Genomic DNA, 16,039 nt, shown 5'->3' on the forward strand with positions numbered 1-16,039 from the left:
GCCCAAGCATAGCCGGGCCGCGCCGCATGGCGCGCGAAGGCGCCGCGCGACCGACGCGCTCAATCGGCGGAATCGGTCAGCAGCTGCAGCGTCGGCTTCGGCCGCGCCAGGTCGTACATCAGGCCGAAGTGGCTTTCCACGCCCTGCAGGTTGGGCTGGTCGAGCAGTTCGTAGAGATTGATCTCGGCGACCACGTCGGCGTAGTCGCTCTGCAGCGTGCGCACGATCTGCGCCACGCTGTCGTAGCAGGCGCCGTCGCCGGCATGCCCGCCGTCGGTGTTGCCGATGTACACGTCGGCGCAGTTGACCTCGTTGAAGAACACCTTGCCGCCGTACTTCTGCGCCGCGCCGCGCATCTGCCCCAGATACAGGTCCATCCAGTAGCCGCGATCTTGATAGAACGGGTAGTAGTGGAAGCTGATGTGGTCGAAATCGAAGCCGGAGGCCTTGGCCATGTCCAGGAACCACAGCGAGCCGCGGCGGTCGCCGGGGCAACGCGCGTTGGCCGACTGGTCGTCGCTGTTGCAGGCGGTGATGTTGATGGTGAATTCCAGGCCGGCGCCGAGTTCGTCCGAGGCCTGCTTCATGCCACGGTACATCTCTGTCATCGCATCGATGCGCGCCTGTGCGCCGTCGCGGCTGTAGTCCTGCTCGTTACCGATCTCCCACAGTTTGATGTCGGCCGCATAGCGCCGCGCCAGCTGGTAGCCGATCTCGCGCGACATCGGGTACACCATCGGCCGCAGCGCGATGCCGTAGCGCCGCGCCAGCGGCACCAGCCGATCGAGCACGGCGAAGTTGCGCGGATCCACGTCGAAGCGGTAGCTGCGCAGGTTGCGTTGGTCGAGCAACTGGAACACCGCCTCGGACTGGCTCAGCGGATAGGCGGGGCGGTCGTCGTGGCCGTTGACGCCGAACACGATGGCCGGCTCGGCGGCGCCGGCCGGCAGGGCGGTGCCGAGGGCGAGCGACAAACTCAGCATGGCGGCGGGAAAACGGAACATGGCGCGTCTCCTGGCGGGGGCCGACGAGCGCCGTGGCGATGGACGGCGCCGCAGGCGCACCGGAACGGCGGGCGAGTGGATCGAGCCTAGCAAGCGGCAGCTGCGCGCGGCGCGCAGCGGCTGGGCGCTGCACCACAGATCGCGACACTGGCTGTGGCAGGCGGCATCGGCCCGGGTCGCATGTCCAGGCCGATGCCGCTGGCGGTTGCCCGACGACGGCAGTGCCGCGTGGGCGCCCGGGCCGTGCAGAAGGCGGCGCCCACATGCCGCGGTCGCCAAAACGCAACAGGGGCCTTGCGGCCCCTGTTGCGGTGTCCCTGACAGCGTGGCTCAGTTGGCCATCTTCGAGTTCGACTGCCCGGTGGCGGCGGACTTTTCGCCGGCGAACGGATTCAGCTTGCGGATCATCCACGGGTACTTCGGCCAGTGGCCGGTCAGCCACGGATGCTGCGGATCGTTGAGTTCCAGCACCCGGCGCGCATCGTCGGCCAGCGGCTTGTTGCCCAGGTGGGTGTAGGCATCGGCCAGCACCGCCACCGCGTCGTACTGGTAGGCGCTCTGCGGGTAGGTTTCCAGCAGGTAGGTGGCGCGGCCGGCGGCCGACACCCAGGCGTTGCGGCGCAGGTAGTACAGCGCGTTGTCCAGTTCGTGCTGGGCGAACACGTTGCGCAGCGCGATCATGCGCTGGCGCGCGTCGGCGGCGTAGCGGCTGTTCGGATAGCGCTCGGCGACGATGTTGAAGTCGGCGTAGGCCTGCTGCGGCGTGGACAGGTCGCGGCGGCTCGGGTCCAGCGACCACACCCGGCGCAGGAACACCGTGTCGCGGTTGGAGTTGGACAACCCGCGCAGGTAGTACATGTAGGAGATGTTGCGGTGGGTCGGGTAGGTGCGGATGAAGCGGTCGATGCTGGACACCGCGTCGTCGTGCTTGCCGGCCTTGTACTGGGCGTAGGCGCTCTCGATCATCGCCTGCTCGGTGTACTGGCCGTAGGGGTACTGCGCGATCAGGCGCTTGAAGCTGCCCTCGGCGCCGGCCCAGTTGCCGGTCTCCATCTGCGTGTGCGCCTTCTGGTACAGCTGCTCCACCGGCATCCCTTCTTCGGGATTCTTGTTCTTCTGGCGGTGGCAACCCGTTGCCACGACGACCATGACCAGCATCAGGGCGATGAAACGGACGTGCGCGGAGAGCGGGACGGAGCGTCGGATCATGGGTTCGGGCAGGACACGTCAGGAATACGAAGGGGCGATGATAGCCTAGTGGCCTGTCCGGCGACTGACTATGGCCGCCGCGGCCCTCCCTTTCCGACGTAGCCGTGCCCTTTTCATGCCCAATACCCTCCCGGACACCCCTGAGGACGACGCTTCCGACGGCCCGCGCCAGGCGCGCGTGCCCGACCACGCCGCCGGCCGCCGCTTCGATGCGGTCCTGGCCGAGCTGTTTCCCGAGTTCTCGCGCTCGCGCCTGGCCGAATGGATCAAGTCCGGCGACGCGCTGCTGGACGGGGCCCCGGCGCGGCCGCGCGACGCCCTGCGCGGCGGCGAGATCGCCAGCCTGCATGCGGTGCTGGAGACCCAGACCCATGCGCTGCCGGAAGACATCCCGCTGGAGGTGCTGTTCGAGGACGACCAGGTCATCGTGCTGAACAAGCCGGCCGGGCTGGTCGTGCATCCCGGCGCCGGCAACCCCAGCGGCACCCTGGTCAATGCGCTGCTGTACCGCGATCCGTCGCTGGCGGCGCTGCCGCGCGCGGGCATCGTGCACCGCCTGGACAAGGACACCAGCGGCGCCATGGTGGTGGCGCGGACCCTGCCGGCGCACACCTCGCTGGTGGCGCAGCTGTCGGCGCGCGACGTGCACCGCCAGTACCTGGCAGTGGTGGCCGGGCCGCTGGTCTCCGGCGGCACCGCCAATGCGCCGATCGACCGCCACCCGCGCGACCGGCTGCGCATGGCGGTGCGCGAGGACGGCCGCGACGCGGTCACCCATTACCGGCTGCGCGAGCGCTTCCGCGCGCATACCGCGCTGGAATGCCGCCTGGAGACCGGGCGTACCCACCAGATCCGCGTGCACATGGCGCACCTGAAGCACCCGATCATCGGCGACCCGCTGTACGGCGGCCCGCTGAAGCTGCCCAAGGGCGCGACCGAGGAACTGATCGCCGAATTGCGCGGTTTCAAGCGCCAGGCGTTGCACGCCGAGACGCTGGAATTCAAGCACCCCACCCATGGCGAGCCGGTGCGGGCCACCGCCGCGGTGCCGGCCGACATGTTGCGCCTGCTGTCTGCGCTGCGCACCGATTCGCGGCTGGCCGCCGAGCAGGCGCGGCGCTGAGGATGGCGCCGATGGGCGAGGGCGGGCCTGGCGCCTTGCACCGCTTCCCGAGCGGGCCTGCGCGGGAAGGCGCGACCAGGCTGGGCGCGCCGGTGGGGATGCACAGCCGGTGCGGTCGCCGCCGCGATGCCCGCGCGGCCGCTGCAGCGCGGTTGGCGGTCGCCGGCGGCGTTGCGCTGCGCCTGCCATCGCGGGCCACACGCGCATGACCGACTTCGCCCTGGCCGCCGACTGGCCGGCAGCGCCGCGAGTGCATGCGCTGACCACGTTGCGCACCGGCGCCGGCGCGTCGTCGCCGCCGTTCGACCGGTTCAACCTGGGCAACCGCAGCGCGGCCGACGGCGACGATCCGGCCACGGTGCAGCGCAACCGCGACGAACTCGCCGCGCGCCTGGCGCTGCCGTCGCCGCCGCACTGGTTGCGGCAGGTGCACGGGGTGCAGGTGTTGCGTTTCGAGCGGCCGCCGGCCGCGGCCGGCATCGACGCCGAGCCGACCGCCGATGCCGCGGTGACCGCGGTGCCCGGGGTGGTGTTGGCGATCCTGACCGCCGATTGCCTGCCGGTGACCTTCGCCGCCCGCGACGGCAGCGAAGTCGGGGCCGCGCATGCCGGCTGGCAGGGCCTGGCCGGCGGCGTGCTGGAAGCCACCGCCGCCGCGTTACATACCCCGCCGGCGCAGCTGCAGGCCTGGCTGGGCCCGGCCGCCGGGCCGCAGGCGTACGAGATCGGCGAGAACGTGCGCGATGCCTTCCTCGGCCACGATCCGGCCGCGGCCAGCGCCTTCGTCGCCACCCGCCCGGGCCACTGGCGGGTGGACCTGTATGCGCTGGCGCGGCAACGCCTTGCCGCCGCCGGCATCGACCCGGCGCAGGTGCATGGCGGCGGGCTGTGCACGATTTCCGACGCGCAGCGCTTCTTTTCCTATCGCCGCGACCGCCGCAGCGGCCGCATGGCGACGCTGGCATGGATCGCGGACTGAGCACGCCGCTGTTCGCGCAGCTGCTGGGGCCGGGCTTCGCGCGGCTGCCGCCGGCGCTGCGCGCGCTGCATTCGGTGCCGCAGCGGCAGCGTTACGTCGGCCATGCCGAGGTGCGCCGCGGGCGGCATCCGTTGCTGCCGCTGTGCGCATGGCTGGCGCGTCTGCCGCCGGCCAGCGCCGCGCTGCCGATCGAGGTGACCTTCAGCGCCGACGCGCAGGGCGAGCGCTGGCAGCGCCGTTTCGGCACCCACGCGATGCCGTCGCGGCTGTGGCTGCAGGACGGGCGGCTGCGCGAGCGCCTGGGTGCGGTCGAATTCGAATTCGCGCTGCGCGTGGAGGGCGCCGCGATCGTCTGGAGCGCCACGCGCGCCTGGGCGTTCGGCGTACTGCCGTTGCCGCGGCACTGGCTGGCCGGTGTGCACTGCCGCGAATCCGAACGCGACGGCCGCTATGCGTTCCTGGTCGACGTGGCGCTGCCGTGGATCGGTCCGTTCATCCGTTACGAGGGCTGGCTTGAACCGGCCTGAGCCCGCGCGCGACGCGACGCCCGCCGCGGCTGCCGACAGCGCGATCGTGGTGTTCGACGGGGTGTGCCTGCTGTGCAGCCGCTGGGTGCGTTTCCTGTTGCGCTTCGACCGCCGCGGTCGCTACCGCTTCGCGTCGATCCAATCGGCGAGCGGCCGCGCCTTGCTGGTTCGCCACGGTCTGGATCCGGACGACCCGCTGTCGTTCCTGCTGCTGACGCCGCAACGCGCGTGGACCGATTCGGACGCGGCGATCGGCGTGATCGCCGGCCTCGGCGGCGCCTGGCGTGTGGTGGCTGTGTTGCGCCTGCTGCCGCGGCGCTGGCGCGATGCCGCGTATCGGGTGCTGGCGCGCAATCGCTATCGCTGGTTCGGCACGTCGACGCAATGTTTCCTGCCCGATCCGCAGCAGCGGTCGCGCTTTCTGGAGTGAGCGTTGCGGTCGCCGCGGTCCGGCCGCGCGACGTTCGCATCCGAACCCGCCTGCCGCACTGCGCGCCCGCTCAGCGGGCGCTGCGCACCAGCGCGGTGACCTTGCCGCCGCTCGGCTGCGCGCGATGGGCTTCGATCCGGAACACCGCCACCGCGGTGGCCAGGCCGCCGGCCTGTTCTTCCATGCTGCGCGCGGCGGCGGTGGCTTCTTCCACCAGCGCGGCGTTGCGCTGGGTCACTTCGTCCAGCTGCATCACCGTGCGGTTGACCTGCTCGATGCCGCTGGATTGCTCGGCGCTGGCGGCGCTGATCTCGCCGATGAGTCCGGTCACGCGCTGCACCGAGCCGACGATCTCGTGCATGGTGGCGCCGGCGCGGTTCACCAGGCCCGAGCCCTGCGTCACCTTGCTCGTGGAGTCCTCGATCAGGTGCTTGATCTCCTTGGCTGCGTCCGCCGAGCGCTGCGCCAGCGAGCGCACTTCCGAGGCGACCACGGCGAAGCCGCGGCCCTGCTCGCCGGCGCGCGCGGCTTCGACCGCGGCGTTGAGCGCGAGGATGTTGGTCTGGAACGCGATCCCGTCGATGACGCTGATGATCTCGCCGATGCGCCGCGACGAGGTGCTGATCGCGCTCATCGTGGCGACCACCTCGTCCATCACCTTGCCGCCGGACTGCGCGATCTCGCCGGTGCTGTGCACCAGGCCGTTGGCCTGCTGCGCATTGTCGGCGTTCTGCTTCACTGCCGAGGTCAGTTCCTCCATCGAACTGGCCGCTTCCTCCAGGCTGGCCGCCTGCTGCTCGGTGCGGTCGGACAGGTCGGTGTTGCCGGCGGCGATTTCCATCGCCGCGCGGCGGATCGCCTCGACCGCGCCCTGGATGCCGACGATGATCTCGGTCAGCTTGGCCACGGTGCGGTTGGTGTCCTCGCGCAGCCGCGCGAACACGCCCTGCGCGTCGCCGTCGACGCGATGGGTGAGATCGCCTTCGGCCAGCGCGGCCAGCGCGCTGGCCAGCGCCGCCAGGTTGTTCTCCACCGAATCGGAGATGCGGTTGACGCCTTCGGCCAGCGACTTGAGCACGCCGTCCATCGACGCGGTATCCAAACGGCGGCTGAAATCGCCGTGCGCGGCGGCCTCGATCACCGCGGTCAGCGCCTGCTCGGCATTCACCTGCGCGGTCACCTCTTCCCACTGCGCGATGGTGCCCAGGCGCACGCCGTCGGCGCCGGTGATCGGGCTGTAGACGAAGTCGATCTGGCGGCCGAAGAACGGCGCGCGCACGCGCTTGGAACCGGTCAGCGCGCGCATGCGGTCGATCGCCGCCTGGCTGTCCGGATAGATGTCGCCGATGCTGCCGCCGACGAACTGTTCGGCGCTGAATTCGGGGCGGAAGCTCTGCACGTCGGGCTCGATCATGCGCAGCATCTGCAGCAGCTTGCGGTTAGCGAAGTGCACGCGGCCGTCGTCGTCGGCGATGCGGACCATGGTGTCCAGATCGTCCAGCGCCTGGATCACGAAGCGGCCGCGGCGCAGTTCGGCCTCGGTCTCGGCCTGGCGTGCGGCCAGCCGCGCCTGCGCCGCCTGCAGCGCGCGCAGCAGCGCGGCGTCGGCGGCGTCGCCGGCGCCATCGAGGCGTTGGTCGAAGCGGCCTTCGCCCAGCGCCTGGATTGCCTGCAGCGCGCGCTGCGACGGCGCCGCGCGCCGCGTGCCGGCCCAGGACAGCGCCGCCACCAGCAGCGCCGCGGCCACCAGGGCCGGCGCCAGGCGCGCCAGCGCCGGAGCGTTCGGCCCGAGCTGGCGCCCGAGGTGCAGCGCGTACAGCGCCATCGCCAACAGGCCAAGCGCATAGGCCAGTGCGAACAGCAGCGGGCGCGATGGCAGGCGGAGGGCGCCAATCGGGCGAGGGGATGCGGCGTCTGGCAGGGTCATGGCGGCTACCGGCTGGAAGATCGGCGCGATCTGTTCGCGTCGACAAAAGTCAAATATGCCTCTCAGTATCGGCCGGCAGGTTCCCGGGCTTGACCGCGCCACAGACCGCTCGTCGGAAATATCGCGCCTGAATAGGCGGCGCAGGTCCCTGAAAAAACTGAATTTTTTTGCTGCAGCGCAATAGGTCGCTCAGCGAAGCCCTGGCCCACGACGCGCACCTGCGCGAACACGCCGCGGTTGGCCGCAGCGCTTCCCACACAAAAAGCCGGCCGTCTTGCGACGGCCGGTCGGGTGCATCGGAGCGGGCCGGCGTTACTTCGCCGGTGCGGCGTCCGGCAGGGTCCAGGCGATCACGCTGTCGCCGGGCTTGGTCTCCATGCGGTCGTGGCCGCCGATCGCGGCGACGATGTACTGCTTGCCGTTCGCCGTGTAGCTCAGCGGCGCGGCCTGCGGGCCGGCTGGCACCCGCACTTCCCACAGCAGCTTGCCGGTCTGGGTGTCGTAGCCGCGCAGGAAGTTGTCCAGCGCCGCGCCGATGAAGGTGACGCCGCCGGCGGTGGCCAGCGAGCCGCTGTTGTTCGGCGTGCCCAGCTCGAACTTCATCTTCGACGGGATGCCCATCGGGCCCTGGTCGTAGCCGGTGCCCAGCGGACGCCGCCAGATCACCTGCTGGGTGCGCAGGTCCACGCCGGAAATGTAGCCCCACGGCGGGGCGATGCACGGCGTGTTCAGCGGCGACATCCACGGTTCCTTGCGCGCGCCGTAGGCCAGGCCTTCCTGCGCCATGTAGCCGGGCGTCTTGCTCTTGCCGTTGAACACCGACACCACGCCCAGCGCGTTCATTTCCTGCCGCGGATAGACGTGTTCGGTATACGGCAGGCGGTTGCTGTTCATCACCATGATGCCGCGCTGCAGGTCCACCGACACGCCGCCCCAGTTGATGCCGCCGTGGTTGCCGGTGAACGACAGCGAGCCCTGCAGGCTGGGCGGGGTGAACATGCCTTCGTAGCGCAGCTGCTTGAACTGGATGCGGCAGGCCAGCTGGTCGAACGGGGTGATGCCCCAGGCGTCGGATTCGACGATGGTCTCGTAATCCTTGCTCGGCGCGCCCACGGTGTTGGGCATGCCCGGCGACACCGGCTGGGTCTTGGCGGTCCAGTCGCCGTGGTCGGTGCCCTGCGGCACCGGCAGTTGCTGCACCGGCATGATCGGCTTGCCGGTCTCGCGGTCGAGCACGAACACCTGGCCGGACTTGGTGGCCTGGATCACCGCCGGGCGCGTGCCGCCGCCGGGAACCGGGAAATCGACCAAGTTCGGCTGCGGGCCGATATCGTAGTCCCACAGGTCGTGGTTGACCGTGCGGAAGTGCCAGCGCTCCTTGCCGGTGGCCGCGTCCACCGCGACCAGCGAGGCGGTGTATTCCTCTTCCTGCGGGGTGCGGCCCTTGCCGAAGAAATCGCCGGAGGCGTTGCCGGTGGGCAGGTAGACCAAGCCCAGTTCGTCGTCGGCGGCCATCAGCGACCACACGTTCGGAGTCGAGCGGGTATAGGTCTGCCCGGCCGGCGGCGCGGCGGCGATCGCCGGGTTGCCCAGGTCCCAGGCCCAGCGCAGCTGGCCGCTGATCGCGTCGAAGGCGCGCACCACGCCGGACGGCGCATCGCGTTCCTGGCCGTCGCGGACCTGGCCGGTGGGCTGAATCACCACGCCGCGCATCACCACCGGCGGCGAGGTCGGGCCGACGAAGCCGGGCTTGGTGTTGCCGGTGTCCTTGTTCAGATCCACGTAGCCGTGGTCGCCGAAGCTCTCGCACAACTTGCCGGTGGCGGCGTCGAGCGCGCCCAGGCGGCCATCGACCATCGGCCAGAAGATGCGTTTGGCGCATTCGGCGACCTGGGTGGTGGCCTCGAAATAGGACACGCCGCGGCAGGTGGTGGCGGCGACGCCGGCCATCGCCTTGGGGTTGGTCTTGGGATCGAAGCGCCAACGCTCCTTGCCGGTCGTGGCCTCGACCGCGATCACCTTCTGCGTCGGCGTGCAGATGTAGACCAGGTCGCCGACCTTCAGCGGGGTGTTCTGGAACGCATAGCCGAGCTTGGAGCCGGCCGGCTTGAGGTCGCCGGTGTGGAATTCCCAGGCGATCTTCAGGTCCTTGACGTTGTCCGGGGTGATCTGCGCGCCGGGGCTGTAGTGGTTGGACAGGTTGGAACCGGCATAGGCGGTCCAGTTGCCGGCATCGTGATTGGCGGCGACGTTGCCGTCGGGGCTGCTCACCGTGGCGCGACTGAACGCCGCCTGCGGCCGTTGCGCGGCCAGCCCGGGGTCGGCCAACTCGATGCTGCGCGGGAACAGCAGCGGCCCGAACACCAGCAGCGCACCGAGCACCGGCAGCACGCCGGCGACCAGCGCGTAGCCCAGGCCGGACAGCGGCGCCATTCGCCGGCGCGCCACTTTCCAGAACGGCAGCAGCACCAGCCCCAGCACCGAGATCATCGCCAGGCGCGGGATCAGCGCCCAGCCGTCCAGGCCGACTTCGGCCAGCGCCCAGGCGATGGTCGCGGCCAGGGTCATGCCGAACAGCCACAGCCCGGCACGGCGGCCGAGCGCCAGCAATATGCCGGACACGGCCAGGGCCAGGCCGGCCAGCAGGTAGTACCAGGAGCCGCCGACGGCGACGAGTTGCCCGCCCATGGCGGCCAGGGCGGCGCCGATCAGGGCGATGACCACGGCGTAGGCGACGAACAGCCAGGTGCCGGGTCCGGAGGTGGTAGTGGGATCGTTCATGGAAATGGGGAGTCCAACAGGGACCCGGACGCGTCGCAGAGGGGGCTACGGCATAAGCGGGTCGTGGAGGGGCAGGCGAGGGCATGACCGCATCGGGGCGGTGGTCCTGCGCACAACGGGAACACCGCGCTACCCCTCCCAGGGTGCAGAAAAAGCACGGTGCGTATGGGCGATTTTAAGGCATCGGAGTTGTCGAGCCGTGACGGCAGACGCAACCTTCCGTCCTGTTTGGCGGAAGCAGTGCGCAAGGCAAGAGTGGGATGTGCATCACCAGCGACGCACGCCGATGTTTCGTGCCGGCGCATCGCTTGGGTAGAGTGCGAGGCGCAGGAACCGCGTCGAGGCGCAGCTGCTGCTGCGTGCACGCATTGCGTGCGGGCAGCGCTCAGCGGCTGTCGACAGCCTCGCTGCTTCCTGTGCCTTGCGATCCAGTCATGTTGTGCCGAGCCAAGAGGGATCTTGTATGGCCAATTCGCCGACTGTTCGACTTCCCAGCGACCCGCTGCATCCCGATCACGAGATGTACCAGCGCCTGTTGACCGGCGTGCAGGACCTGCATCGCGGCACGCCGGAGCAGAATGCCAACCTGGCGGCCGCCTTGTATGCGGAGATCCGCACGCGGCAACCGCATATGGCGGCGCGCGATATCGGCCAGGTCATGGCGGGCGATCCGGGCGCGCGACAACCTTCCGTGCTCGTACTGCCGAGGGCGGGTTACCACACGCACGATCCCGATCCTGCGGCATCGCGCTTCAGCGTGCCGATGGAAGCCGCGTCGCGGCCTGCGCCGCAGTCGCTGGCGCCGTTCGGGCGCGAAACCACGATCGGGCGGGACGGCTTCCTGACCGATCCGGGCATCACCCGCACGCCGGTCGCCAAGATCGAGCACGGCGCCATGCCGCAGGTGAATGGCATCGTGCTGCACCGGACCGACTCCAACACCGCGGCGAGCACGCTGAATACATGGCGGACGCGTGCGGACGCCACCGGTGCGCACTTCCTGATCGATACCGACGGCACCGTCCACCAAACCGTCAGCGTCGACAGGCAGGCCTGGCACGTGGGCCCGGTGCGCTCGCGTGGCGAGGTGGAGGGAACGATCACGCCTGCCGACCAGCGCGAACTCAATGCCGCCAGGGGCACGACACCCGAGTGGCAGGGGACGGCGGTACGGGCGGTCAGCGCCGTCGAAGCGACGCGGCCGTACCCCGAGCGCTATCCGACCAACGGCGACAGTGTCGGGATCGAGGTCGTCGGCCGCTACAACGCGGCAACCAAGACATGGGACCCGCCGACGGCGGCGCAGACGGCCTCCATTCAACGGCTGGTGGGAACCTTGCAGAACAACTTCGGGCTAAACGACCATGACGTGTATCAGCACGATGCCATCTCGCGCAAAACCCCGGGCGAAGGCGCAGGCCTTTACACGCCTGCCGCCCCTGCTGCTCCTGCTGCCGATGCTCCTGGGGTGTCACCCGCAGGTCCGAGCAGATAGCGGCGCGTCGCAATTGACCGTCCTGGAGATTTCCAAGGCGGTCTACGAGCCTGCGCGCGGCGCCGCCAGGCTGGCCAAGGAGCAGGCGATGTGCAGCGCCTGGTCGCTGGACCGGACGCAGGCGGAATCCTTCTTCGGCCTGAGCAAGCAACTGGGCGAAGGAGAACTGCACGACTTCGACTGGCTACCCTGCTCGATCAAGGGCCGCGTGCGGGCGCAAGGGCGCGTGTGGGAGTTCGAGATCAATGCCGCAGGCACCAGCACCTGGCGCAACGGCGAGCAGACGCGGATGCTGGGATGCGCGCAGGCCGCATGCGCGCCGTTCGTGGTATTGATGCCGGAGACCGGCGGGCCGTAACCGCGGGCGGTTCGCGATCGCTTCGCCATCCGCTCCGTGTCGACGCGCCGCAGGCCCGCGTCCGCGTGGCCAATTGTCGTCGAACCGCAGTGTATGCGAGGCTGCGCGACCGGCGTCGCGCAGGCCTCGTCGCCTCAGCGCTCCAGCGCCTGCAGGTAGCGTTGCCGCCACACGCCGATGTCGTTCTTGCGCAGGTGGTCCATCATGGTCTGCCAGCGCTCGATGCGCTTGGCCTTGGGCAGCGAGGCGGCGGTGGCGATCGCATCGGCCACACCGTCCAGGTCGTGCGGATTGACCAGCAGCGCTTCCTTCAGTTCGTCGGCGGCGCCGGCCAGCAGCGACAGCACCAGCACGCCGGGATTCTCCGGGTCCTGCGCGGCCACGTATTCCTTGGCCACCAGGTTCATGCCGTCGCGCAGCGGCGTCACCAGGCCCACCTGGGCGGCACGGTAGAAGCCGGTCAGGGTGGCGTGGGTGAAGTTGCGGTTGACGTAGCGCAGCGGGGTCCAGTCCGGCTCGGCGTGGCCGCCGTTGATGTGCCCGGCGATCTGTTCGAGCTGGTTGCGCAGCTGCTTGTATTCGGCGACGTCACCGCGCGAGACCGGCGCGATCTGCAGATAGGTCAGGCTGCCGCGCTGGTCCGCATGCCGTTCCAGGTAGCGTTCGAAGCCGAGAAAGCGTTCGGGCAGGCCCTTGGAGTAGTCCAGCCGGTCCACGCCGATCGCCAGCTGGCGCTCGCGCAGGCTGCTGCGCAGGTCGCGCACCGCCGGCTTGGAGACCGCCGCGCGCGCCTGCTGCGCGATCAGTTCGGTGTCGATGCCGATCGGGAATTTCTCGGCGCGGAAGCGGCGCCCGCCGGGCGCTTCCAGCACGCCGTCCTTGATCACCTTGCCGCCGCCGAACAGACGCACGTAGGCCTGGAAGCGGTCCACGTCGCGCTGGGTCTGGAAGCCGACCAGGTCGTAGGCGTAGAAGCCGGAGAACAGCCGCGCATGGTCGGGCAGGGCCTGGATCAGGTCGGCCGAAGGGAACGGCACGTGCAGGAAGAAGCCAATGCGGCAGCCGATGCCGCGCTCGCGCAGCAGCGAGGCCAGCGGGATCAGGTGGTAGTCGTGGATCCACACCGTGTCGTCTTCGCGCAGCAGCGGCGCCAGCTTCTCGGCGAACATCGCGTTGACCCGGCGGTAGCCCTCGCGGGTGGCGCGGTCGTAATCGACCAGGTCCAGGCGGAAATGCAGCAGCGGCCACAGCGTGCGGTTGGCGAAGCCGTTGTAGTACGCGTCCAGGTCGGCGCGGTTGAGGTCCATGGTGACGAAGCGGATGTCGCCCTGGGTCTGCTCGTGCAGCGCGCCGCTGTCGCCGCGCACGGTCTTGCCGCTCCAGCCGAACCACACCCCGCCGCGTTCCTTCAACGCGGCGAGCAAGCCCACGGCCAGGCCGCCGGCGCGGTTCTCGCCGGGCAGGGCCACGCGGTTGGATACCACGACCAGTCTGCTCATGAAGCCTCCTGCCAGCTGCGCGACAATCGCATCGCGGCGATGATCAATCCGACGTGCGAATAGGTCTGCGGGAAATTGCCCCAGGCCTCGCCGTTATCGAAGGCTAGATCCTCCGACAGCAAGCCCAGGTGATTGCGGCGGGCGAGGATGCGCTCGAACAGCTCGCGCGCCTCGTCCTTGCGCCCGATCGCGGCGAGCGCGTCGATGTACCAGAACGTGCAGATGGTGAAGCTGGTTTCCGGCTCGCCGAAATCGTCCGGCGCCACGTAGCGGTACAGCGCGTCGCCGTGCTTGAGGTCGCGGCCGATCGCCTCGACCGTGGCGACGAAGCGCGGATCGTCCGGGGCGATGAAGCCGATGTCGGCCAGCAACAGCAGCGAGGCATCCAGGCGGTGGCCGCTGAAGGTGTCGGTGAAGTGGCCGCGTTCGGCGCTCCAGGACTCGGCCAGCACCCGCGCGTGGATGGTGTCGGCGCGTTCGCGCCAGTAGGCCACGCGCGCGTCCAGGCCAAGCCGTGCGGCGATCTTGGCCAGGCGGTCGCAGGCCGCCCAGCACATCGCGCTGGTGTAGGTGTGCACCTCGGCGCGGCCGCGGAATTCCCACAGCCCGGCGTCGGGCACGTCGTGCAGCGCGAACGCGTGCTCGCCCAGCGGTTCAAGACGCAGGAAGGTGTCCTTGTCGCCGGGATCCTTCAGGCGCAGATCGAAGAACAGCTGCGTGGACGCCAGCACCACGCTGCCGTACACGTCGTGCTGTTTCTGGATCCAGGCCAGGTTGCCGCGCCGCACCGGGCCCATGCCGCGGTAGCCGGCCAACGACGGCACTTCGTGTTCTTCCAGCGCCGCTTCGAAGCCGATGCCGTACAGCGGCTGCAGGCTGCCGTCGGTGGTGGCGATGTTGAAGATATAGCCGAGGAACTGCTCCATGGTGCGGGTGGCGCCGAGCCGGTTCAGCGCGCGCACCACGAACGCGGCGTCGCGCAGCCAGCAATAGCGGTAGTCCCAGTTGCGCGGGGTGTCCGGCGCCTCGGGGATGGAGGTGGTCATCGCCGCGATGATCGCGCCGCTGTCCTCGTACTGGCACAGCTTCAGCGTGATCGCGCTGCGGATCACCGCGTCCTGCCAGTCCAGCGGCACCGACAGGTAGCGCACCCACTCGCGCCAGTATTCCTCCGTGCGTTCCTGCGCTTCCTGGATATAGCCGGTCAGCGAGCGGGTCAGCGATTCGTCCACGCCGAGCATCAGGTTGACCGGGTGGCTGAGCACGAACGGAAGTTCGTCGCGGATGAAGCGCACCGGCACGTCGGTGGTCAGGCGCAGGGTGAAATCGGGCAGCAGCCAGCGCACGTGGTTGCTGCCCCAGGTGCTTTCCGGCTTGCGTGCGCCCCAGTCGGCCAGCGGCCGCGCCAGCACGCGGATGCGCGGATTGCCGGCCAGCGGCCGCACCTGGCGGATGATGCTGACCGGCCGGTAGAAACGGCCGTTGTTGCGCCAGCGCGGCGCGAAGTCGATCACTTCCACCGCGCCGCCGTGCGCGTCGCGCAGCACGGTGCGCAGGATCGCGGTGTTGGCCAGGTAGTGCTGCTCGCTGTCGGCGAAATCCTCCAGTTCGATGCTGAAATCGCCGCCGTCGTGGTCGCGCGGCGACAGCAGCGCGCAGAACGCCGGGTCGCCGTCGAACGCCGGCAGGCAACTCCACACCACGCGCGCCCGCTTGTCGACCAGCGCGCCGAAACTGCCGTTGCCGATCACGCCGAGGTCGAGAGTGGGGGAACTCATTGAGGAAGCGGATCCTTGTGCATGGTCGGGGAGGGGACGAAGCGGAGCGTTGCCGCCGGGCGCGGTACTCATGCGGCGTTGTCGCGCAACCAGGCGTGGACCCCGCGCGGGTCGGGCAGGGCGAACGTCGCCGCGCTGCGTTCGCGGGTGCCGACCAGCACGCTCCAGCCGCCGGCGGCATTGGCCGCGGCGAAGCCGAACTCGTCGGTGAGGTCGTCGCCGACGAACACCGGGCGGCGGCCCTGGAACGGCGGCTGCCGCAGCAGCGTGGTCAGCGCCCGGCCCTTGTCGCTGCCCTCGGGCACGAACTCGACCACGTGGTCGCCGGCCTGCAAGCGATAGCCGGGCAGTGCGTCGATCTGTTCCTGGGCGAAGGCGATGACGTGGTCGCCGGCGTCCGGCGCGGCGCGCCAGTGCAGCGCCAGGCTGGCGCCCTTGTCTTCGACCAGCACGCCGGGATGCGCCTGCTTCAGGTGCGCGGCGCGTTGATGCAGGCCATGCAGCCACTGCGAGGTATCGGCGGGCATCGCCGCGCGGGCGTTGCTGTCGCTGCGCAGCTCGTGGCCGTGCAGGCCGGCGGCAGGCAGGCGCAAGGGCGCGAACAGCGCGTCCAGCTGGGCCAGCGGCCGGCCGCTGACCAGCGCCAGCGCGCCGTGCAGGCGCTCGCTGATGCGGCCGATCGCCTCGCGCACCTCGGGCAGCAGGTGCACGCCATCGGGACGATCGGCGAATTCGATGAGGGTGCCGTCCACATCCAGGAACAATGCGCAGGCATCGTCCAGGCGCGGCGGCGGCGGTCGGAGGGGGAGCGCGTCTGCCATTCGTTCATCATGAACGGGACAGCGTTAGGGCCAAGTGGAGTGGAGCCAGGATTCGGGATTGGGGATTCGGGATTGGCAAAAGCCGTGCAGGGTCCCGCTGCTGCGAAT

13 protein-coding genes are annotated in these 16,039 nt (G+C 69.9%); 6 read left to right on the forward strand and 7 right to left on the reverse strand.

From position 1 onward, the window contains the following. Positions 1-59: 59 nt before the first annotated feature. Complete coding sequence (locus AB3X08_RS05770) at positions 60-1,004, reverse strand: glycosyl hydrolase 53 family protein (RefSeq protein WP_369936849.1); 945 nt, start codon at positions 1,002-1,004, stop codon at positions 60-62. A gap of 330 nt (positions 1,005-1,334) precedes the next feature. Next, entirely contained in the window at positions 1,335-2,213 is an 879-nt protein-coding gene (locus tag AB3X08_RS05775) for an outer membrane protein assembly factor BamD (protein ID WP_369936850.1), read from the reverse strand. Between the two features lie 115 nt (positions 2,214-2,328). On the opposite strand from AB3X08_RS05775, the gene rluD reads away from it, so the two are divergent. The 4 genes from rluD to AB3X08_RS05795 all read left to right on the forward strand — a co-directional run bounded on the left by rluD (position 2,329) and on the right by AB3X08_RS05795 (position 5,272). After that, complete coding sequence (gene rluD, locus AB3X08_RS05780; RefSeq protein ID WP_369936851.1) at positions 2,329-3,336, forward strand: 23S rRNA pseudouridine(1911/1915/1917) synthase RluD; 1,008 nt, start codon at positions 2,329-2,331, stop codon at positions 3,334-3,336. A 205-nt stretch (positions 3,337-3,541) separates the two neighbouring features. Further along, a complete protein-coding gene (gene pgeF, locus AB3X08_RS05785; RefSeq protein ID WP_369936852.1) occupies positions 3,542-4,315 on the forward strand; it encodes a peptidoglycan editing factor PgeF in 774 nt (257 codons plus the stop codon). Beyond that, positions 4,300-4,842, forward strand: coding sequence for a DUF4166 domain-containing protein (locus tag AB3X08_RS05790; RefSeq protein ID WP_369936853.1), 543 nt, complete (start codon positions 4,300-4,302; stop codon positions 4,840-4,842). The genes pgeF and AB3X08_RS05790 overlap by 16 nt, the downstream gene beginning before the upstream one ends. Then, positions 4,829-5,272, forward strand: coding sequence for a thiol-disulfide oxidoreductase DCC family protein (locus tag AB3X08_RS05795; protein WP_369936854.1), 444 nt, complete (start codon positions 4,829-4,831; stop codon positions 5,270-5,272). Before AB3X08_RS05790 ends, AB3X08_RS05795 begins: the two co-directional genes overlap by 14 nt. 70 nt (positions 5,273-5,342) lie before the next feature. Here AB3X08_RS05795 and AB3X08_RS05800 read toward each other — a convergent pair whose 3' ends face one another. Then, on the reverse strand, positions 5,343-7,097 hold the full coding sequence (locus AB3X08_RS05800) for a methyl-accepting chemotaxis protein (protein WP_369938445.1): 1,755 nt from the start codon (positions 7,095-7,097) through the stop codon (positions 5,343-5,345). A 414-nt stretch (positions 7,098-7,511) separates the two neighbouring features. After that, positions 7,512-9,941, reverse strand: a complete 2,430-nt coding sequence (locus AB3X08_RS05805; protein WP_369938446.1) for a membrane-bound PQQ-dependent dehydrogenase, glucose/quinate/shikimate family — start codon at positions 9,939-9,941, stop codon at positions 7,512-7,514. Positions 9,942-10,443: 502 nt separating this feature from the next. Here AB3X08_RS05805 and AB3X08_RS05810 point away from each other — a divergent pair. Continuing rightward, entirely contained in the window at positions 10,444-11,475 is a 1,032-nt protein-coding gene (locus AB3X08_RS05810; RefSeq protein WP_369936855.1) for a peptidoglycan recognition family protein, read from the forward strand. Between the two features lie 13 nt (positions 11,476-11,488). After that, positions 11,489-11,833, forward strand: a complete 345-nt coding sequence (locus AB3X08_RS05815) for a hypothetical protein (RefSeq protein WP_369936856.1) — start codon at positions 11,489-11,491, stop codon at positions 11,831-11,833. Between the two features lie 134 nt (positions 11,834-11,967). Here the strand turns inward: AB3X08_RS05815 and otsA are convergent, their stop codons facing one another. From otsA to otsB, 3 genes are all read right to left on the reverse strand, one after another. Next, the gene (gene otsA, locus AB3X08_RS05820) at positions 11,968-13,332 is read right to left on the reverse strand and encodes an alpha,alpha-trehalose-phosphate synthase (UDP-forming) (protein WP_369936857.1); all 1,365 of its coding nucleotides are present in this window, start codon (positions 13,330-13,332) and stop codon (positions 11,968-11,970) included. Continuing rightward, complete coding sequence (locus AB3X08_RS05825; RefSeq protein ID WP_369936858.1) at positions 13,329-15,110, reverse strand: glycoside hydrolase family 15 protein; 1,782 nt, start codon at positions 15,108-15,110, stop codon at positions 13,329-13,331. Before AB3X08_RS05825 ends, otsA begins: the two co-directional genes overlap by 4 nt. 68 nt (positions 15,111-15,178) lie before the next feature. Further along, positions 15,179-15,931, reverse strand: coding sequence for a trehalose-phosphatase (otsB, locus tag AB3X08_RS05830; protein ID WP_369936859.1), 753 nt, complete (start codon positions 15,929-15,931; stop codon positions 15,179-15,181). Between the last annotated feature and the right edge of the window lie 108 nt (positions 15,932-16,039).

This window comes from Xanthomonas sp. DAR 34887, from assembly GCF_041245805.1.
Taxonomy (GTDB): Bacteria; Pseudomonadota; Gammaproteobacteria; order Xanthomonadales; family Xanthomonadaceae; genus Xanthomonas_A; species Xanthomonas_A tesorieronis.